Origin of the sequence: Microbacterium alcoholitolerans (assembly GCF_050408615.1) — a bacterium.
Lineage (GTDB): Bacteria > Actinomycetota > Actinomycetes > Actinomycetales > Microbacteriaceae > Microbacterium.
This window is the reverse complement of the sequence record NZ_JBNTKD010000001.1, coordinates 1,561,070-1,579,633: the sequence shown is the minus strand read 5'-3', so window position 1 is coordinate 1,579,633 and position 18,564 is coordinate 1,561,070. Positions and strand designations below refer to the sequence as shown.

Below are 18,564 nucleotides of genomic sequence, written 5' to 3'. Positions count from 1 at the left end.
CCTCCACCCCGAATGGGCGTGGAGGCCGGTTTCGTCTGTGTGCGCGCTTTCGCCTGCGTGGGCCGCGCGCTCAGCCCTCGGCGTCGACGAGGTGACGGGCGTGGTGCCCGAGCACCTTGACCATGATGCCCCGGCGGCGCAGCTCGGCCACGGTGCGGGCACCCTCATCGCGGTCGCTGCCGAGGGCGTGCACATTGGCGACGACGAGCACGTCGCCGCGCTGCAGCGTGTCGATCAGGCGGGCGAGGCGGTCGCCCCAGCTCTCCAGGATCTCGGGCGCGGGGTGACGGAAGCCCTCGATGGGCACACCGAAGCGCGTCAGATCCTCACGCTGCTGCGTGACCGACGGCATGCCCTCGCGCGACACGACCAGGCCGACCAGGCGCGCGCCTTCCGGCCGCGCCGACCACCAGTCGTGGTCGTCGTTCGCCAGGCACTTCGGGCAGGTCGCCGCGGCATGCGGAAGATGCAGCGGGCTCGTCAGAGCGATCTCCACTCCGGCATCCGTCGGGTTCATCGCGTCACTCATGGCCGCACCTCCAGCATCCATTCTGCCTGAGACCGCCGACGCCCGCTCCCGCTTCACAGTGCGCCGAGCGCGCGCACCGCCTCTCGCTCCTCGACCAGCTCGGCGACCGAGGCGTCCAAGCGAACCCGGCTCCATTCGTCGAGCTCGAGCCCTTCGACGATCTGCCACGCGCCGTCCACGGCGCGCACCGGGAACGACGAAACGATTCCCTCCGGCACGCCGTACTCTCCGTGCGAGACGACGCCGGCGCTGGTCCAGTCGTCGGTGCCGCGCACCCAGTCGCGCACGTGCTCGATCGTGGCGTTGGCGGCGGATGCCACCGATGACGACCCCCGCACGTCGATGATCTCCGCACCCCGCTTGGCGACGCGGGGGATGAACGACTCCTCGAGCCAGGTGCGCACATCGCCGACGCGCTCGCGCAGCGCATCGGCGACGGGCCGGCCGTCGATCGTCGCGTGCGAGATGTCCGGGAACTGGGTCGCCGAATGGTTGCCCCAGATCGGCACACGACGGATGCTGCGCACCGGGGCATCCAGCGCGATCGCGAGCTGCGCACGCGCGCGGTTCTCGTCGAGGCGGGTCAGGGCGGTGAATCGCTCGGCGGGGACGCCATCGGCTGCGGATGCCGCGATGAGCGCATTCGTGTTCGCAGGGTTTCCGACGACCACGGCGCGCACGTCCTCAGCCGCGTGTGCGGCGATCGCCGCGCCCTGCGGGCCGAAGATCCCGGCGTTCGCCGCCAGCAGATCGGCGCGCTCCATGCCGGGGCCCCTGGGCCGCGCGCCGACGAGCAGCGCGAGGTTCGCTCCAGCGAATCCGACCGCCGGATCGTCGGTCACCTCGACGTCCTCCAGCAGGTCGAACGCGCCGTCCTGGAGCTCGAGTGCCGCTCCCTCTGCCGCGCCCATCCCCTGGGGGATCTCCAGCAGCCGAAGTCGCACCTTCTCGTCCGGCCCGAGCATGTCGCCCGCCGCGATGCGGAACAGCAGCGCGTAGCCGATCTGTCCGCCGGCACCCGTGATCGTGATCGTCGTCGCCATGCCCTCAGCCTATTCCGGCAATCCGGAGGTAGCAGCGCTACCTTGTGAGAATGACCTTCAACCCTGATGCGGACATCTCGGGCAACACGACCCGACGCCGGGGACGCAATGCAGCCATCGGCGGCGGTGTCGGCGTCGGAGTGATCGGCATCCTCGCCCTGATCATCGGGCCCATGCTCGGCGTCGACCTGTCGGGCTTCGTCGGCGGGGCGCCCGGCGGCGGCGACCAGCCGGCCGTCACCGGCGAGAACACGCTCGCCGAGTGCGACACCGGCGCGGATGCCAATGCGAACGACGACTGCCGCATGGCCGGCGCCGAGGTCGTGCTCAACGAGTACTGGGAGCAGCACGTCGACGGCTACGTTGCGCCGACCATGACCGTGGTCGAGGGTCAGACGCCCACGCAGTGCGGCACCGCATCGAACGCGGTCGGCCCGTTCTACTGCCCGCCTGAGCAGGGCGTGTACATCGACCCGGACTTCTTCCAGCTCATGCGCCAGCAGTTCGGCGCCTCGGCCGAAGAGCTCGCCCAGCTGTACATCGTCGGCCACGAGTGGGGCCACCACATCCAGAACATCACCGGTGTGATGCGCGACAACCCGAACAACGGCACGGGACCCCACAGCAACGGCGTGCGCATGGAGCTGCAGGCCGACTGCTACGCGGGCGCCTGGCTGGGAGAGGTCACCGAGCTCGAGGACGATCAGGGCGTGCCGTATCTGCAGGCGCCGACCGAGGCGCAGCTGGCGGATGCCGTGAACGCGGCCTACACGGTCGGCGATGACCACATCCAGCAGCAGTCCGGCGGCTTCGTCAGCCCCGAGAGCTTCACGCACGGCACGAGCGAGCAGCGCAAGTACTGGTTCGCGAACGGCTATCAGAACGGCCTCGGCGTGTGCGACACATTCGCCCTCCCGGGCGACCAGCTCTAGTCTCATCCGCCCTCTTCGCCGACACCCCCACCTGTCGTCGACACCCCCAGCTCTGCGCGTCTGCACCACGGGGTATGGACGAGAAGTGGGGGTGTCGGCAGAGGGAAGTCAGGCGCGCAGCGCCGCCAGCAGGGTACGCACCAGGTTCAGCGCGCCGCCGTGGGCGCGGAAGCGGGTGAGACCCTCGCTGACCTTCGCCCCCGTGCGCGCCGAGACGAACCACGGCGGCTTGGGCAGGATGGTGCGCTTCGACCTGCTCAGCGACCCGCGCTGTCGGATGCCGTCGCTGATCCACCGCGGGAACGGGCGGAACGGTCCGCGCACGATCGAGCGCTCCACGCCATCGAGCAGCAGCGCGTTGTGCACGACGCCGATACCGCTGCCGACGTCGTCGATGGTGTTCCCGGGGAATGCGCCCCACGTCATGGTCGGGGTGATGAACCCGAAGGCCGTCCAGGCGTTGATGGCGATCGACCCGTAGCGGAGCTCGGCGATCGCGCGCTCTAAGCCTGTGCCCATCGCCTTCTCGGTAACTGGATCGACGATGATGTTGCCGCCGAGCGTGCCCTGCAGTTCGTCGTTCGCGTGAGCGATCGCGGCGTCGAGGAACTCCTGCCCGGTGCCCGGCAGGTCGACGACGCCCAGCACCGGTGCGAAGTACTCGGTGCTCTGCAGGGCCGTGGCATCCGCCCCCTCGCGAACCTCCACGAGCAGCCGATCGGCCAGCACCAGGGCATCCGGGTAGTCCTCAGCGGCCTGCTGCATGCGCTTCGGCGACCCGGGGTACCAGATCGGGCGCTCGGGCGCCGCCGCGTATGCGCGCCGCAGCGCGGTGCGGAACTGCTCCGCCTGCGCCCAATCGCGCGACATCAGTACGACCTGGCCAGCGATGCAGTTGTGCCCGCAGTTCTGCAGGCGCATCGTCGCGATGTGCTCTGCGTGGAAGGTGATGTCGTCATCGGTCCACTCGCCGGGAACGACGATGATCGGCGACACCCCGCCGAGCTCTGCGGTGATCGGCTTCTTCAGCAGCGGACGGTTCTCGCGCCGCCGGCGCCTGGTCGCAGCCACGGCCTTCGAAGAACCGGTCGATGGGCCCCAGACGATCGCGTCGAACGTCGCGGCGGCTCCGGTGATGTGCACGTGGTCGAGGTCGCGGTGCGCGGTCAGGTATCCGCCGACGTCCGCTCCGCCGCGCACGATCCGCAGGAACCCGGGGGCGATCAGCGGAGCCAGCGCCCGCTCGTACACGGGCACCAGCGGGTCCTGAGTGGGGTTGACCTTCAGCAGCACCACCCGGTTGTGAGCGAGTAGCTCGTAGAGCACGTCCAGCACCGGGATCGCAGTGATGTTGCCGGCGCCGAGCACCAGGCCGACGCCGCCGGGGGCATCCGGAGCGAGCTGACCGAGCCCGGCGCTCTGCCGAGCGGTGTTCGGGGTGATGCCGGGCTGCAGCCAGACCTCGCCGGTGAAGCCCGACAGCAGGAAGCGGTCGAGGCCCGTCAGCGGGAAGGCCTCGACCTTGGTGCGCCCGCCCGGCGCACGGCCGAGCGTGATGCCGTCGAGCGCGCCCCGTCCGGCGGCGAGCTTCGAGAGCGTGTCGGCGTACGCGTCCAGCGCACCGAGCACCGAGTAGGGGCCGCCGAGCCACTCCTCGCCCCGAAGCGGGTGGTTCGCGCGCAGACCCTTGGAGTCGGCGGCGGTGTTCGCCCAGTCGGCGGTCGCGGCCGCAACGCTGGTGCGCAGCGCCTTCAGCAGCGTGATGCGCTGCTGAAGGGTGAGGCCCGACCACGTGCGCGAGCCCTTGCGCAGCTCGGCGATGTCCGCGTCGAGCTGGGTGCGCACCGCGTCATCGAGTACGGCGTCGTCCGGCGCGGCGCCGGTCGGCGCGATGTCGGATGCCGGGGCAGCTGCGTCCGTGGAAGTCATCGTCGTCTCCTTCAACGTCGCTCACAGCGTACCTGCCCGCGCCCGGCGGCCGGCGGTCTCAGATGAGCGAGAGCTCGCGCAGCTTCGCCTCGACGTCGGCGTTGGAGGGCTCGACGTGGTGGCTGGCGTCGGGGTAGAGCACCACGGGGATGTTCATCCGGCCCGAGATCTCCTTGGCGACGTCCGCGGCGGCGGGGTCGGCGACGAGGTCGACGTAGGTGTACTCGATGCCGAGCTCGTCGAGCTGCTTCTTGGTGCGGCGGCAATCGCCGCACCAGTCGGCGCCGAACATCGTGATGGTGTCGGATGCAGGGGTGGTCATGCATCCAGCCTAAGGCCGGTTCCAGGGCACGGGCTCAGTGCCCGGCGTCAGAGCACCTTCGACAGGAAGTCCTGCGTGCGCGCCTCCTTCGGGGCGTCGAAGATCTCGGCGGGCGTCGCAGTCTCGACGACCTTCCCGTCCGCCATGAACACCACCCGGTCGGCCACCTCGCGGGCGAAGCCCATCTCGTGTGTGACGAGCACCATCGTCATGCCGGATGCGGCGAGATCGCGGATCACCTGCAGCACCTCGCCGACCATCTCCGGGTCGAGGGCGCTGGTGGCCTCGTCGAAGAGCATGATCTCGGGACGCATCGCCAGTGCGCGGGCGATGGCGACGCGCTGCTTCTGACCGCCAGAGAGGGAGGCCGGGCGGGCATCCGCCTTGTCCGACAGACCGACGCGTTCGAGCAGCTCGATGGCGCGCTCGCGCGCCTCCTTCTTGCTGAGCATCTTCAGCTCCAGCGGCGCGAGTGCGATGTTCTCGAGCGCGGTCATGTGCGGGAAGAGGTTGAAGTGCTGGAACACCATGCCCACCCGCTGACGCACGCGATCGAGGTTCTTGCCCTTCGCCGTCGCGATGTTCTCGCCGACGATGAAGACCTCGCCGCTGGTGACCTCCTCGAGCCGGTTCAGGCAGCGCAGCAGCGTCGACTTGCCGGAGCCCGATGGTCCGATCACCGCGACGACTTCGCCGTTGGTGACGGTCAGGTCGATGCCGGTGAGCACTTCGTTCTTGCCGAACGATTTGTGCAGATCGCGCACCTCGATCGGGTCGCCGGATGCCGTGGCGACGGGACGCGTGTAGGTCTGTTCGCTGTTCGTCATGCTCATTCCCTACTTGTTGAACTTCTTGTCGAACCAGTTCGAGAGCACCGTCAGCAGCCAGATCACGACGAAGTACATCGCGCCCACCACGAGCCAGATCTCGAACGAGCGGAACGTCGAGGCGATCACGATGCGGCCCTGGTAGGTCAGCTCTGCAAAGCCGAGCACCGACAGCAGCGACGTGTCCTTCAGGGTGATGATGAACTGGTTGATGAGGTTCGGCGTCATGATCTTGAACGCCTGCGGCATGACGACTCGTCGCATCGACGGGGCCCAGCCGAGACCCAGCGAGCGGGAGGCCTCCATCTGCCCGGGGTCCACCGCCTGCACGCCGCCGCGCACGATCTCGGTGATGTACGCACCGGCGTTCAGCGAGAGCGTGATCACACCGGCCGTCAGCGCGTCGAGCGGCTGCCCGGTGACCGCCGGCACGCCGAAGTAGAAGAAGAAGGCCTGCACCAGCACCGGGGTGCCGCGGAAGATATTGACGTAGGCGCCGGCGAGGAAGCGCAGGAACGGATTGCTCGAGAGCTTCAGGATGCCGAAGAGGATGCCGAGGATCATCGCGAACAGGATCGACAGGGCCGTCGCGAGCAGCGTCAGCAGCAGACCCTGCATGAGCGGCGAGAACGAGGACTGCAGCAGCGTCCAGAACGAGTTGTCGGATGCCGGCTCGTCGTCGATAGCCAGGTACCGGTCGATGATCATCTGATAGACGCCGCTGTCCTTGGCGTTCTGCAGGCCGTCGTTGAACATCTGCAGCAGTTCGGCGTTCTGCCCCTTCAGCACGGCGAAGCCGTAGTCGGCGCCTGGCTCGGCGTCGGTGACGATCTTCAGCGGCACGTTGCCCGTCGCGATGCCGAACTGCAGCACCGGTGCGTCCTCGAACGTCGCGGCCGAGTTGCCGGTGGCCACGTCGTTGTACATGTCGGCGGAGTCCTGGAAGGCATTGATCGTGAACCCGATCTCGTCGCCCAGCTGCTGGGCGAAGTCGTACCCGACCGTGCCGGTCTTCACGGCGACGTTCTTGCCCGCGAGGTCTTCGTACGAGGTGATGTCGCTGTCTTTGGCGACCGCCATCTGCACGCCCGACTGGTAGTACGGGTCCGAGAAGTCAAACGTCTGCTTGCGCTCGTCGGTGATGCTCATGCCGGCGATCACGCCGTCGGCCTGCCCAGCGGTCACCGCAGCCAGCGCCGCGTCGAATCCGAGTGGCTTGATGTCGACCGTGAAGCCCTGGTTGGCGGCGATGGCCCGCAGCAGGTCCATGTCGATGCCGATGTTCTCGCCGCCGACCTGGTAGATGAACGGCGCGAAGGTGGTGTCGGTGGCGATGACGAACTCGCCGTTCGTCTTCGGGGTGTCTACGGCGAAGCCCGGGTGCTGGGGCAGCTCGCCGGGCTCGCCGACGTCGACGGTCTCGTTGCCGAGGGCTGCCAGACCGCCTCCGATGCCGGTCGCGTCCGGGGCGTTCTCACCGAGGTAGTCGTCGAGGATCTCCTGGTAGGTGCCGTTCGCGATGAGATTCTTCAGGCCCTCGTTGAAGGCCTTGCGGAGCTCTTCGTTCTCGCCCTTCTTCACGGCCATGCCGTAGCTGGACGCCTTCTCCTGCTCAGTGACCGTCTTCAGGTCGACGTTCCCGGTCGCGATGCCGTAGGCGAGGATCGGGTAGTCGTCGAAGGTCGCGGCCGAGTTGCCCGAGAGCACGTCGTTGTACGCGTCGGCTGCGTCCTGGAACCCGGTGACGGTGAAGCCGTGCTCCTTGCCGAGGTTCTCGGCGAAGGCGAAGCCCTCAGTGCCGGTCTTCGCCGACACGGTCTTGCCCTCGAGGTCCTCGTAGCCCTTGATCGTCTCGTCGTCGGCGGCGACCGCCATCTGGATGCCGGAGTCGAAGTACGGGTTCGAGAAGTCGAAGGTCTTCTGGCGCTCTTCGGTGATCGACATGCCCGCCATGACGGCATCCGCCTGGCCGGCGGTGACGGCGGCGAGGGCGCCGTCGAAGCCTAGGACGTCGATCTTCACGTCGAAGCCCTGGTCTTCGGCGACCGCGTTGATGAGATCGATGTCGATGCCGCGCAGCTCGCCGTCGCGCTGGAACTCGAAGGGTGCCCAGGTGGTGTCGGTGGCGATCGTGAAGGTCTGTCCCTCCACCCCGGACTGCGTCTTCGTCGCCGCGTTGGCGATGCTGACAGCGCCGCTGACGCTGAACAGCAGGATCAGCAGTGTCGTGATGCTCGCGAGCAGCGCGATGCGGTTCTCACGCCACCAGTCGGCAGGTTGTCTGAGCAGAGTCATGTGGTCCTCGTCATCGTCTTCGACCGTGTTTCCTGGCCCGTGCCACCTTACACAGGGTGTCGTGGCACGATGGAGTGCTCGGTGCGTGCGCGACAGGGGAGGACACGGGTGGCTCAAGCCGTCACGGTGATCGTTCCCACGTTCAACGAGCGAGACAACGTCGCGGCTCTCGTCGCACGGACCGCGGCCGCGATGCACGGCCGGCAGGCCGAGATCCTGTTCGTCGACGACAGCTCGGACGGCACGATGGACGAGATCGCCCGCGTCGCTGCATCCGCACCACTTCCCGTGCGGGCGATCCATCGCGACCACAACGTCGGCGGTCTCGGCGGAGCCGTCGTCGTCGGGCTCCGCGAGGCGACCTACGACGTCTGCGTCATCATGGACGGCGATCTGCAGCATCCGCCCGAGCTCGTCCCGGCCATGCTGCAGCGCTACGCGCAGGGCGACGCCGACGTCGTCGCGGCGTCGCGCTACATCGGCGGCGGCGATTCTGCCGGCCTCGGCACCGCGGTTCGCCTGGGGGTCTCGAAGGCCGCGACCGTGATCACGAAGGCGATGTTCCTTCGTCGGCTGTGGCGCAGCACCGACCCGATGAGCGGGTTCTTCCTGGTGAACCGGGCGCGCATCGACATCGGCAAGCTGCGACCGCAGGGTTTCAAGATCCTGCTCGAGATCCTCGTGCGCGCCGGCGAGCGCCACGATCTGCGCATCGCCGAGGTGCCCATGGAGTTCGGCTCGCGCCGGCATGGCACGTCGAAGGCGAGCCTGCGGCAGGGGGCCACTTTCCTTGCGCACCTGGCGCGGCTGCGGTTCGGCAAGATGGGCCTGTTCGCCCTGATTGGCGGCATCGGCGCGATCGTGAACATCGGCATCATGTGGGCGCTGGTCAGCGCGGGCATGGATTACGTGCTCGCTGCGATCGTCGGCGCGGCCGTGACCATCGTCGGGAACTTCATCCTGCAGGAGCGGTTCGTCTTCCACGCCGAGCGACGGGACGCCTCGCGGCTGTGGGTGCGCTTCGCAGCATCCGTCTCGTTCAACGGCATCGAAGCGGCGCTGCGTATTCCGGTGATGGCATGGATGGTCGAGAGCTGGCACATCTCGAGCGTGCTCGCGACCGCGATCTCGCTCGTGGTCGCCTTCTTCGCCCGCTTCCTGTTCCATGCGCTGGTCGTCTACGCGCCGAGGCGGCGCGGCGCATCGGATGCCAAGGCCGAGCCGCCCGCCGACACCGCGACCATGCGGGTGCTGCGCGCGATCGACGACGAGGCGATGCGTCCGGGCGAACTCTGAGCCGCTTCGTCGGCCTTGGACCAGCGCGGGGCGGCCTGTCAACCCCCCTTCGGCCCGCGACCGGGCTCCACTACGTTGAGGGGACGTCGCGGCGCAACACCGTCGCGAGAAGGGAACCAGCCATGAGCATCGGAACCGGAATCGTCCTCTTCGTCATCGGCGCCATCCTGACGTTCGCGCTGAACGTCGATGTCGCCTGGGCGGACCTCGACCTGATCGGGTACATCCTGATGGGTGCAGGTGTCGTGGTCTTCCTCATCGGCATCATCCTGATGGCGCGCCGTCGCCGCACCGACGTCGTCACGCGGACGGACGCCGCACCTGACGGCACGTACGAGACCCGCCGCTCGACGCGTTCTCCGGGTCCTGACGGAGACGTCGTCTGAGGTCAGAAGACCGACAGATGACCCATTGACCGGATCAGGCCGCCCGTTGCGCGCGGGGCGATCAATCCCCAGTCCCCAGGTCACCCCGTTGCGTAGGGCCGCCTGATCCATTCTGATGAAAGCGCCGGATCGATGATCCGGCGCTTTCATCATGTCTCCACGACGTCGCGGTGTGAGTCAGAGGCCCTGGCCGGCGTCCCACAGGCGTTCGGTCCGACCCGAGAGCAGAGCGTCGAGCGACACTGCCTGGGCGTCGGTGAGCGCCGCGACGTAGTCGATGATGCCGCGGCCGCGACCGAGATTGTTCAGGTCGGCATCGGTTCGCGCGCCGACGAGTTCGGGGGCGTCCTTGCGCAGGCGCTGGTAGTCATCGGTGGCGAGCTCGACCATGTCGATCAGGCGGCGGGGCGCGCGGCGAGCATCACGCGGGTCGTCGAGCCAGGCGTCGATGCCGTCGACGAGCCGCTCGAGCACGCTCGCCTGGCCGCGCTGGTAGACGGTCAGGTCCGGGCGCTCGAGAATGAACCGCTCGTGCAGGAACTTCAGCACCGCCACCTCGTGCCACGTCTCGCGGCTGAGGCTGACGTGGCCCGAGCGGATGTCGGGATGCCGGTGCACTTCGACCGACGACTGCAGTCGCGCGATCCAGGCCGAGGTGAACCGTGCCAGCACGCGCTCGCTGGTCAGTGACCCGTCGAACGGCTCGGCGACGAGCCCGTCGATCACCTCCGACGAGACCTTGGCGACGGCCGCGCTGAACGCGTCGGCGTCGGCGATCCAGGCGTCCTTGCTCTGCAGCCGGCGCCAGAGCAGCTCGAGCGAGTGGCCGGGCGTGCGGGTGTCGGCTGCCAGCATCCGCTCATCGGATGCCCGCAGCGTCGCGAGCTCGCGGTGCCACGACCGGAACTCGGCCGACAGCGTCGCCGGGTTCAGCAGGCCCGCCCGGTAGAAGTCGTCGAGGTCGTGCAGCGAGTAGGCGATGTCGTCGGAGATGTCCATGATGGAGCACTCGACGGTCTGCTGCCCTGATTCGATCAGGGGGTAGGCGGAGAGCGCGGCACGGGCATCCGGTTCGTCGATCGCGTAGTAGTTGAACTTGCTCGCCCCACCGCGGTGACTGCCACCCTCGCCGCGGCGCCACGGGTACTTCAGCACGGCGGCGCGCACGGCTGCCGTGAGGTTGAGGCCGACGCCGGGGCGGTCGTGCTCATCGAGACGGGTGAGGATGCGATAGGTCTGCGCGTTGCCCTCGAAGCCCTCGCTGAGCCCGAACCGGCTGCGCGCGAGGCGGTCGAGCGTCTGCTCTCCGAGATGCCCGAACGGCGGATGCCCGAGATCGTGCGCCGCAGCGGCGGCCTGCACGACGACCGGATGCGCGCCGCCCAGCTCGGCGACGATGCGCTCGCGCTCGCCGCCGCGCGTCGACAGGTGCGTGGCGATCGCCCGCGCGACCGCCGCGACCTTGATGGAGTGGGTCAGCCGGTTGTGAACCGCGAGGCCCGCGCCCGTCTGCGAGATCACCTGGGTGACGGCGGAGAGGCGCGAGTAGTAAGGGGAGAAGCGGATGCGCTCGACATCCACCCGGAACTGCGGATGCCCCTCGGCGCGCTGGAACTCGTCCAGCGTCTCGGGGAGACGTCGCGCTTGGCGTGGGTCGGTCGGATGCTGGGGCATGCAGTCAGTGTGGCACGGTGACTGCTCGTATTGCCGCCCGCGCTTTGGAATCGGCGGCTCAGCCGCCGGACGGGTTCTCGAGCGGCTTGCCGTCCTCGTCGGTGGTCTGATCTTCGAGGATCTCGTCGGTGTCCTTGCCCGAGCCGGGGTCTTCGGAAGTATCGGGGTCTTCGGAGATGTTGAGGTCTTTGGAGGTATCGGGGTCTTCGGGCGCTCCGCCGGATGCGGTGTCGGCCTCTTCGTCGGGTCCGGGTGTGCCGTGTGTGTTCTTCTTCGGATCGCTCATGTCTCTCCTCTGCTTGGGGTGGTCAGTTCTCGGGCTGGACGGTGTAGTGGATGCTCTGCATGACGATGACTCCGTCCTGCACGAAGAAGCTGTCGGCGCCGTCGCGGACCCGACTGTCGCCGCTGTCGGCAGTCCACTCCAGGAACGCGAAGTCACCCTCGATGACGGTCTGCGCGTACTCGAACGTGCCCGACCCGATCAGCCGATCCAATTCAGCGGCGCAGGCGCGCACGCCGTCGTGACCGCGGTACACGCCGGATCCGGTGAGCTGCACGATGTTCGGGTCGTAGTTCTGCAGATCCGCAGAAACGTCTCCGCTGAGACGTTTCGTCAGGTGGTCATGGATCACTTCGGTGGTCGTTCGCATCAGATCTCCCTGAGCCGATCATGCAAGAACGCCGCGGTGCCGGACAGGGCCTTGACAGGGTCCTGCAGGTCAGGGGATCGTCGGTCCGGGGAGCACCTTGGTGAGAAGGTCATCCAGCGTGCCTCCGAATCAGGAGAGCCGGTGCGGTGTCTCAATGCGGTCTTTCTCATGGAGTGACAGGGCACGGCCAGAGGAGAGGCTGCGCAATAGGGAGGGGCGTCCTCCTGTCCGCACTCGCTGATACGGTCTCGCCATGATGTCAGAGCACTCCGCGCCGTCGGATGACAAGCGCATGCGTCTTCGATTCGCCGGCGTCTGCCGCGTGTGTGCGGTCGAGTTGCAGACAGGAGAATTCGCTGTCTATGAGCGCACTGCTCGCCGCGTGCGCTGCCTCGGCTGTCCCGCGACCTCGCAGGACGTCGTGGTTGCCGAGGGGAGAGATGGACGGCCCATCCCGGCTGAAGGGATCGTCCTGGGATCCGCCGGCGCCTCCGCACGACGTGAATACGACCGCCGTAAGAGCAGTCGGGAACAGCGAATCAGGGCGAAGCATCCGAAGCTGGGCGGGCTGATCCTGGCACTGTCGGATGAGCCGCAGAGCACTCGAGCGTGGGAGCGCGGCGCGATCGGGGAGGAGCAGCTCGCGGCGCGTCTCATGGATCTTCCCGCAGCCGCAAAGGCGCTGCACGATCGGCGCATCCCTGGAACCCGTGCGAACATCGACCACATCGTGATCGCACCTTCGGGAGTATGGGTGATCGACGCCAAGCGATACAAGGGCAAGCGCCCCGTGCTCCATGTCGAAGGTGGCATCGTCCGTCCCCGGGTGGAGGCTCTGCGCATCGGTGGCCGCGACGGAACGAAACTGGTCGACGGCGTCCACAAGCAGGTCTCGCACGTCAGGGCTGCTCTAGAAGAAGTGGACGTGCCTGTTCGTGGCGCGCTCTGCTTCTTGGAGGCCGACTGGCCGATGATCGGCGGCAGCTTCGTGGTCGACGGCATCCAGGTTCTTTGGCCCCGCCTGCTCGTGAAGCGGATCAACGACACCGAGGGCCAGGTAGTCGACATTGACGACGCCTGCGCGCGTCTTGCTGCCAGCTTCCCCGTAGCGTGAAGCGGCGGCGGACCGCGCCAGGTGATGATCTTATATAATCAGTTGTATAAGCGAAGGAGAGGGAGTCATGGCGGTCACATCCATTGACATCAACCCAGAAGAGCTCAAGAAGGCCAAGAAGCTCGCCGGCACGACCTCTAACCGCGAGACCGTAGACCTCGCGCTGCGCACGCTCATCGCCGTGCGTCGCCAGCCCGCCGCGGTGGAGCGCATCATCGGACGCCGTTTCGAGGCCGACCAGATCGACGCGCCGACGATCGACCCGGAAGCGCGCTGACCCGTGACGACTTACCTCGTCGACAACAGCATCTGGCAGAAGGCCGGCGTGAGCGCCGCGATCGCCGACAGACTCCGTGCCCTATCGCCGAGCCATCTGATCATCACCTGCCCACCTCAGGTGCTCGAGTACTGTCATTCAGCACGCGATCCTCGCGAGTATGCAGAACTGCGAGCGGACATGGACGGCTTGCTGCCAGCGTGGGAACACCCCGATGGGCATGATGCACTCGACATCCAGCGGGCGCTCTGGGGCAGAGGGCTTATGCGTGCCGCGGCGGCGTTCGATTGCCTGATTGCCGCCTACGCCGTTGCCAACGACGCGGTGATCCTGAACTCCGACCACGACTTCGGATACATAGAGCTCGCGACCGAGGGCAGAGTCCGCCAGGAGTACGTCGCAGCCTGATCGCTTGGTGACCTCGGAAAGCCGCCTCGCGTCTTCGGGGCGCACGGTTACCACGAGTTCCACGTCGGGATCGACGCGTTCGACTTCGCGCCGATCCCGTTTGAGCTGATCGACGCCTGGGCCGAAGGGTTACAACTCGAAGAAGAAGAGATCGCGGCGAAAGTGAGGGCCCGATCAACTGCAGGCGAGAGCGAATCGCTTGATGCGCCGGCTCGTCAGTTCGGCGTGAATCTCGACCGCGACGACTCCGCAGACGATGGCGAAACCGACACGGAATGAGGCGCGACCAGCCGCAGACCGGCCCAGAGGTCAGGGAACGGGCGTTTGGCGCGGCTCCGCTCACCCGACGATCAAAGTGTGGAGAGCCGTTTCGTCTCGCTACGCTCGCTCAACGACCGGGGAGGCGGACTCGCGTTTCGTCTCGCTGCGCTCGCTCAACGACCGGGGCGGGCAAAGCAAAACCCTCGCCATGTAGAAGCTAGGCGAGGGTTTCTAGAACCGTTGTAACGACGGTCCTTGTGGCTCCGACCGGCATCGATCCGGTGACCTTTCGATTTTCAGTCGAACGCTCTACCAACTGAGCTACAGAGCCGCGCGGCACTTCTGAGAACTGCCGCGTCCTAGACGAAGAGCCTCCTCGAAAGAAGGCTCTGCGCTCGGAGCGACCCTGACGGGACTTGAACCCGCGACCTCCGCCGTGACAGGGCGGCACGCTAACCAACTGCGCTACAGGGCCAGAACTTTTAAATTGTATCGGATGAGTGACCCCAACGGGATTCGAACCCGTGCTACCGCCGTGAAAGGGCGGCGTCCTAGGCCGCTAAACGATGGGGCCGCAGGAGATCCTGGTGGGGTTCCCCTTGCCGACGCTCAAGCATAAGCGAACGCGCGGGCAAAAACGAAATCGAGGGCGGGTCTACTTCCATCCCGGGCGTTTCGGGGGGACGATGGTCGTGTCTCGCGTGCCCGCGCGAGACGGCCGATCTGTTGCAGTTGTGACGAATGTTGTTAGTGTTACACCTGTGAAACCGGCGGAAGGGTCCGTGTGAACGACGATCTGATGGCGGATGCTCGTGCAGCATCCGAGGACTGCGGCTGCGCACCCACCCCCGCCGAGCGACGCGCCCTGTGGCCGGCGGGCAAGGTCTCGCGCCGCAGCGCGATCACGGTGGGCGCGCTCAGCGCCATCGCGGTCACGGCCTTCGGAGTCTCCGCGAACGCCACGGCCGCATTCGCCGCCGACTACCCGAGCTGGGACGACGTCCAGCGGGCCAAGGCGAGCGAGGCGGCCAAGGCGAGCGAGATCTCCCGCATCGAGGCGCTGATCACCCGGCTCACTCAGGAGGCAGCCGCCGCCGAGGAGCGCGCCCGTCAGGCCGGCGAGGAGTTCTACGCGGCTCAGCAGGCATACTTCGACCAGGCAGCCAAGGCTGAGGATCTGCAGACGCAGGCCGATGAGCAGGCCGGCATCGCCGAGGACAGCGCTCGCAAGGCCGGGCAGGTCGCCAACCAGCTCTACCGCAACAGCGGCGACGAGGCGGCTCTCGAGCTGTTCCTCTCGAACAGCTCCTCCGGCGCGGACGACCTGCTTGCCCGCCTGGGCAGCATGGACAAGCTGCTCGAGTACAACCGCGCGGTGGCAGACAAGGCGACGGCCGCGCGCGACTCCGCGCAGTCGCTGAGCGACCAGGCCACCAAGGCCCGCGACGAGCGCGACCGCCTGCAGCAGGTCGCCGAGCAGAAGATGGTCGCGGCGCAGGAAGCCGCGGATGCCGCACAGGCGGCGCTGCAGCAGAAGCAGGACAACCTGACCACGCTGCAGGCGCAGCTGGCAGCCCTCAAGGACAACACGGCCGCGACAGTCGCCGGGTATCAGGAGGGCGAGCGCAAGCGCAAGGAAGAAGAGGCTCGTCGCCGTCGCGAAGAGGAAGCGCGCCGCAAGCGCGAAGCCGAAGAAGCCGCCAAGAACGGCGGCGGAGGCGGCGGAGGCGGCGGAGGCGGCGGTGGTGGTGGCGGTGGCGGCACCGGCGGATCCGGCTCGGGAGCCTGGCGGCGCCCGCACGGCGGGTACATCTCCTCCGGCTACGGCAATCGGCCCCCGCAGTGCGTCAACGGCGTCTGCCGCTCGACCTTCCACCGCGGGACGGACTTCGCCAACGGCTGCGGCGCAGCGATCTACGCGGCGGCATCCGGCCGAGTGGATGCCGCCTTCTACAACGGCGGCTACGGCAACTACATCCGCATCCAGCACGGCGGTGGCATCGCCACCGGCTACGCGCACATCGCACGCTACGCCGTGTCGCACGGGCAGCAGGTCAGCGCCGGCCAGGTGATCGCCTACGCCGGCAACACCGGAGCATCCCAGGGCTGCCACCTGCACTTCGAGGTGTACACCGGCGGCGGCACCACCAACCCGTACAACTTCCTGGCGGCCCGCGGCGCGATCTGATCCGCGCGACGCCCGCAGACGTAGAAACCCCCGGTCGATCGACCGGGGGTTTCGCGCAGTCAGCTGGCGTCAGTGGCCTTCGGCGCCGAAGCGCTCGATCGCCTCGTCGAGGATGCGCTGCGCCTCGGCGGCGTCGCCCCATGCGTCGACCTTGACCCACTTGTTCGGCTCGAGGTCCTTGTAGTGCTCGAAGAAGTGCGAGATCTCCTTCTTGGTGTACTCGGGCAGGTCGTCGATGTCCTGCACGTGCGCCCAGCGCGGGTCCTTCGAGAGCACCGCGACGAGCTTGTCGTCGCCGCCTGCCTCGTCGCTCATCTTCAGCACGGCCACCGGACGCACGTTCACGACGACGCCCGGGTAGATCGCGTGGTCGAGCAGCACGAGCACGTCCAGCGGGTCGCCGTCCTCGCCGAGCGTGTTGTCGAAGTAGCCGTAGTCGGCCGGGTAGCCGAACGTCGTGTACAGGACGCGGTCGAGGTGGACGCGACCGGTCTCGTGGTCGACCTCGTACTTCACGCGGCTGCCGCGCGGGATCTCGATGACGGCGTCGTGTGCGCCCATGTGGTGCTCTCCTTGGAAAGATGGAAAAGAAGGTCGGATGCCGCGGACTAGCCTACCTGCGCACTCGAAGCAGCATTCGCTCCAGCGGCCCGGTCAGTGTGACCAGCAGCAGTGCGTAGTATCCGACGTCGTGCACCCAAGCGGCGATCGGGAGTGCGACGCTGAACAGGATGATCGCAGCGACATCGCCGACGACACCGCGGCGCAGCAGATCGTCGGACATAGCGGTCAGCTCCGGATGGCGCCGCAGATACACCTTGCCCGCGAGGGTGGCGACCTGCGTGAGGATGAGCGTGCCGATGTAGACGATCGCCTGCAGCGGATCGGTGTCCATCTGTCCCAGCATCGCCGTCGGCACCGGCAGCCAGACGATCGTCAGCATCCACGCGACGTTCAGCCACAGCAGCCCAGGCGTCACACGTCGCACCGTCTCGTACTGGCGGTGATGCTCCATCCAGAACACCGCGATGAGCACAAAGCTCAGCGCGAAGCTCAGCAGCTGGCCGCCGTGCTCGGCGAGGAAGCCGCCCGTGCCGGTCTCGCCGCGCGCTGCATCCGACACCGACTCCAGCAGCGGAAGGATCAGCAGCGTCATCGCGATCGCCACGACCGCGTCGACGAACGCCTTCAGGCGTTCCGGCGCGAAGGTCTTCTGATCGCTCACCCGCTCAGAATAAGGCGAGTCGACCGTCCCCGGCAGGGGAAGGTCGTAGCTTTGGAGGATGCCGTCTCTCCCGCCCGTCATCGCCGAGATCCGCCTCGCCGTGCGCACGGCGAGGCGGATTTCGGCGATGACGGGCAGGAGAGACGGCATCCCCCAAAACTACGACCTTCCCCTGCAGGGGAAGGTCGTAGTTTTGGGGGATGCCGTCTCTCCCGCCCGTCATCGCCGAGATTCGCCTCGCCGTGCGCACGGCGCTCAGCGCGGTACCCGACGGCGCCACAGTGATCGTCGCGCTCTCCGGCGGCGCCGACTCGCTCGCCCTCGCCGCCGCGACGGTGTTCGAGGCGCGCTCCCGCGGGATCCGCGTCATCAGCGCGACCATCGACCACGGGCTGCAGGACGGATCGGCGGATGCTGCCGCACAGGCATCCGAAAAGGCTGAAGCCGTCGGCATCCGCGCCGTCGTGCGACGCGTGAGCGTGGGGGAGTCCGCAGACGGCCCGGAGGCCGCTGCGCGCGACGCGCGCTACGCAGCCCTGCGCGCGATCGCGGCCGAAGAGCAGGCCGCCGCCGTGCTGCTCGGGCACACCCTCGACGACCAGGCGGAGACGGTGCTGCTCGGTCTCGCCCGCGGCTCGGGCGCCGCGAGCCTGCAGGGCATGGCTCCGCGGAGGCAGGACGAAGACCGCACCGTCTGGCTGCGCCCGCTGCTCGGCGTGCGGCGCGACACCACGCGCGCCTTCTGCGCAGCATCCGATCTCGCAGTCTGGGACGACCCACACAACCTCGACACCCGCTTCACCCGGGTGCGCGCGCGCGAACGAGTGCTGCCCGTGCTAGAAGCCGAGCTCGGACCCGGCATCGCTGAGGCCCTCGCACGCACCGCAGAGCAGCTGCGCGAGGACGCCGAGGCGTTCGACGAGATGATCCACGAGACCATCGAGGACATCGTCGAGCACGCGGAGGCTGGCATCTCGGTCAGCGTGGCGGCACTCGCCGCGAACCCGGCGGCGCTGCGCAACCGCATCATCCGGCTCGTGGTCGACAGCGAGTTCGGTGTCGGGCTGACGCGTCTGCAGACGCTCGAGGTCGCCAGGCTGGCCACCGACTGGTCGGGGCAGGGACCCATCGACCTGCCCGGGTGCAGTGCGCGCCGCCAGGGCGGGCGCATCGTCTTTCGGGCGCGCTGACCCAGTCACCGCGCC

The 18,564-nt window shown here is 67.8% G+C and carries 19 protein-coding genes and 3 tRNA genes; 8 read left to right on the top strand and 14 right to left on the bottom strand.

Features of this window, described 5'->3' with window-relative positions:
- Positions 1 to 70: 70 nt before the first annotated feature.
- Positions 71 to 529 carry a recombinase family protein gene (locus tag ACQUSX_RS07585; protein ID WP_428906334.1) on the bottom strand — a complete coding sequence of 153 codons (459 nt, stop codon included), beginning with the start codon at positions 527 to 529 and terminating at the stop codon, positions 71 to 73.
- 53 nt (positions 530 to 582) lie between these two features.
- Positions 583 to 1,572, bottom strand: a complete 990-nt coding sequence (locus tag ACQUSX_RS07580) for a malate dehydrogenase (protein ID WP_428906333.1) — start codon at positions 1,570 to 1,572, stop codon at positions 583 to 585.
- A 50-nt stretch (positions 1,573 to 1,622) separates the two neighbouring features.
- Here ACQUSX_RS07580 and ypfJ point away from each other — a divergent pair, with 50 nt between their 5' ends.
- On the top strand, positions 1,623 to 2,504 hold the full coding sequence (ypfJ, locus tag ACQUSX_RS07575) for a KPN_02809 family neutral zinc metallopeptidase (RefSeq protein WP_428906332.1): 882 nt from the start codon (positions 1,623 to 1,625) through the stop codon (positions 2,502 to 2,504).
- A gap of 108 nt (positions 2,505 to 2,612) precedes the next feature.
- Here ypfJ and ACQUSX_RS07570 read toward each other — a convergent pair whose 3' ends face one another.
- From ACQUSX_RS07570 to ACQUSX_RS07555, 4 genes are read right to left on the bottom strand one after another with little or no spacing between them, the layout of a single operon-like run.
- Positions 2,613 to 4,433, bottom strand: a complete 1,821-nt coding sequence (locus ACQUSX_RS07570) for an aldehyde dehydrogenase family protein (protein ID WP_428906331.1) — start codon at positions 4,431 to 4,433, stop codon at positions 2,613 to 2,615.
- Between the two features lie 58 nt (positions 4,434 to 4,491).
- Positions 4,492 to 4,755 (bottom strand): glutaredoxin domain-containing protein, encoded by a 264-nt coding sequence (locus tag ACQUSX_RS07565; protein ID WP_428906330.1) that lies wholly within the window; start codon positions 4,753 to 4,755, stop codon positions 4,492 to 4,494.
- 47 nt (positions 4,756 to 4,802) lie between these two features.
- Positions 4,803 to 5,582 carry an amino acid ABC transporter ATP-binding protein gene (locus ACQUSX_RS07560; protein ID WP_428906329.1) on the bottom strand — a complete coding sequence of 260 codons (780 nt, stop codon included), beginning with the start codon at positions 5,580 to 5,582 and terminating at the stop codon, positions 4,803 to 4,805.
- A gap of 9 nt (positions 5,583 to 5,591) precedes the next feature.
- A complete protein-coding gene (locus ACQUSX_RS07555; RefSeq protein WP_428906328.1) occupies positions 5,592 to 7,877 on the bottom strand; it encodes an ABC transporter substrate-binding protein/permease in 2,286 nt (761 codons plus the stop codon).
- A gap of 69 nt (positions 7,878 to 7,946) precedes the next feature.
- Between ACQUSX_RS07555 and ACQUSX_RS07550 the strand changes: the two genes are divergently transcribed.
- Positions 7,947 to 9,173, top strand: coding sequence for a glycosyltransferase (locus ACQUSX_RS07550; RefSeq protein WP_428907612.1), 1,227 nt, complete (start codon positions 7,947 to 7,949; stop codon positions 9,171 to 9,173).
- A 122-nt stretch (positions 9,174 to 9,295) separates the two neighbouring features.
- Positions 9,296 to 9,559 (top strand): DUF6458 family protein, encoded by a 264-nt coding sequence (locus tag ACQUSX_RS07545; RefSeq protein WP_428906327.1) that lies wholly within the window; start codon positions 9,296 to 9,298, stop codon positions 9,557 to 9,559.
- Positions 9,560 to 9,736: 177 nt separating this feature from the next.
- Here the strand turns inward: ACQUSX_RS07545 and ACQUSX_RS07540 are convergent, their stop codons facing one another.
- Genes ACQUSX_RS07540 through ACQUSX_RS07530 form a run of 3 tightly spaced genes read right to left on the bottom strand, consistent with a single transcriptional unit; the run spans position 9,737 to position 11,886 of the window.
- On the bottom strand, positions 9,737 to 11,233 hold the full coding sequence (locus tag ACQUSX_RS07540; protein ID WP_428906326.1) for a deoxyguanosinetriphosphate triphosphohydrolase family protein: 1,497 nt from the start codon (positions 11,231 to 11,233) through the stop codon (positions 9,737 to 9,739).
- Positions 11,234 to 11,291: 58 nt separating this feature from the next.
- Complete coding sequence (locus ACQUSX_RS07535; protein ID WP_428906325.1) at positions 11,292 to 11,519, bottom strand: hypothetical protein; 228 nt, start codon at positions 11,517 to 11,519, stop codon at positions 11,292 to 11,294.
- A 22-nt stretch (positions 11,520 to 11,541) separates the two neighbouring features.
- Positions 11,542 to 11,886: a nuclear transport factor 2 family protein gene (locus ACQUSX_RS07530; protein WP_428906324.1), complete on the bottom strand. Its 345-nt coding sequence runs from the start codon at positions 11,884 to 11,886 to the stop codon at positions 11,542 to 11,544.
- 253 nt (positions 11,887 to 12,139) lie between these two features.
- Between ACQUSX_RS07530 and ACQUSX_RS07525 the strand changes: the two genes are divergently transcribed.
- The 3 genes from ACQUSX_RS07525 to ACQUSX_RS07515 all read left to right on the top strand — a co-directional run bounded on the left by ACQUSX_RS07525 (position 12,140) and on the right by ACQUSX_RS07515 (position 13,685).
- Positions 12,140 to 13,000, top strand: a complete 861-nt coding sequence (locus tag ACQUSX_RS07525) for a nuclease-related domain-containing protein (protein ID WP_428906323.1) — start codon at positions 12,140 to 12,142, stop codon at positions 12,998 to 13,000.
- A gap of 67 nt (positions 13,001 to 13,067) precedes the next feature.
- The gene (locus ACQUSX_RS07520; RefSeq protein WP_428906322.1) at positions 13,068 to 13,277 is read left to right on the top strand and encodes a type II toxin-antitoxin system VapB family antitoxin; all 210 of its coding nucleotides are present in this window, start codon (positions 13,068 to 13,070) and stop codon (positions 13,275 to 13,277) included.
- 3 nt (positions 13,278 to 13,280) lie between these two features.
- Positions 13,281 to 13,685, top strand: a complete 405-nt coding sequence (locus ACQUSX_RS07515) for a PIN domain-containing protein (protein WP_428906321.1) — start codon at positions 13,281 to 13,283, stop codon at positions 13,683 to 13,685.
- A gap of 519 nt (positions 13,686 to 14,204) precedes the next feature.
- Here the strand turns inward: ACQUSX_RS07515 and ACQUSX_RS07510 are convergent.
- From ACQUSX_RS07510 to ACQUSX_RS07500, 3 genes are all read right to left on the bottom strand, one after another.
- A tRNA-Phe gene (locus ACQUSX_RS07510) sits at positions 14,205 to 14,277 on the bottom strand.
- Between the two features lie 70 nt (positions 14,278 to 14,347).
- Positions 14,348 to 14,421 (bottom strand) — tRNA-Asp (locus tag ACQUSX_RS07505).
- 26 nt (positions 14,422 to 14,447) lie between these two features.
- Positions 14,448 to 14,520 (bottom strand) — tRNA-Glu (locus tag ACQUSX_RS07500).
- A gap of 210 nt (positions 14,521 to 14,730) precedes the next feature.
- On the opposite strand from ACQUSX_RS07500, the gene ACQUSX_RS07495 reads away from it, so the two are divergent.
- Positions 14,731 to 16,134 carry a peptidoglycan DD-metalloendopeptidase family protein gene (locus tag ACQUSX_RS07495; RefSeq protein WP_428906320.1) on the top strand — a complete coding sequence of 468 codons (1,404 nt, stop codon included), beginning with the start codon at positions 14,731 to 14,733 and terminating at the stop codon, positions 16,132 to 16,134.
- A 69-nt stretch (positions 16,135 to 16,203) separates the two neighbouring features.
- Here ACQUSX_RS07495 and ppa read toward each other — a convergent pair whose 3' ends face one another.
- Positions 16,204 to 16,695, bottom strand: a complete 492-nt coding sequence (gene ppa / locus ACQUSX_RS07490) for an inorganic diphosphatase (protein WP_428906319.1) — start codon at positions 16,693 to 16,695, stop codon at positions 16,204 to 16,206.
- Positions 16,696 to 16,747: 52 nt separating this feature from the next.
- The gene (locus ACQUSX_RS07485) at positions 16,748 to 17,359 is read right to left on the bottom strand and encodes a TMEM175 family protein (protein WP_428906318.1); all 612 of its coding nucleotides are present in this window, start codon (positions 17,357 to 17,359) and stop codon (positions 16,748 to 16,750) included.
- Between the two features lie 200 nt (positions 17,360 to 17,559).
- Here ACQUSX_RS07485 and tilS point away from each other — a divergent pair, with 200 nt between their 5' ends.
- Entirely contained in the window at positions 17,560 to 18,549 is a 990-nt protein-coding gene (gene tilS, locus ACQUSX_RS07480; protein WP_428906317.1) for a tRNA lysidine(34) synthetase TilS, read from the top strand.
- Positions 18,550 to 18,564: the final 15 nt, after the last annotated feature.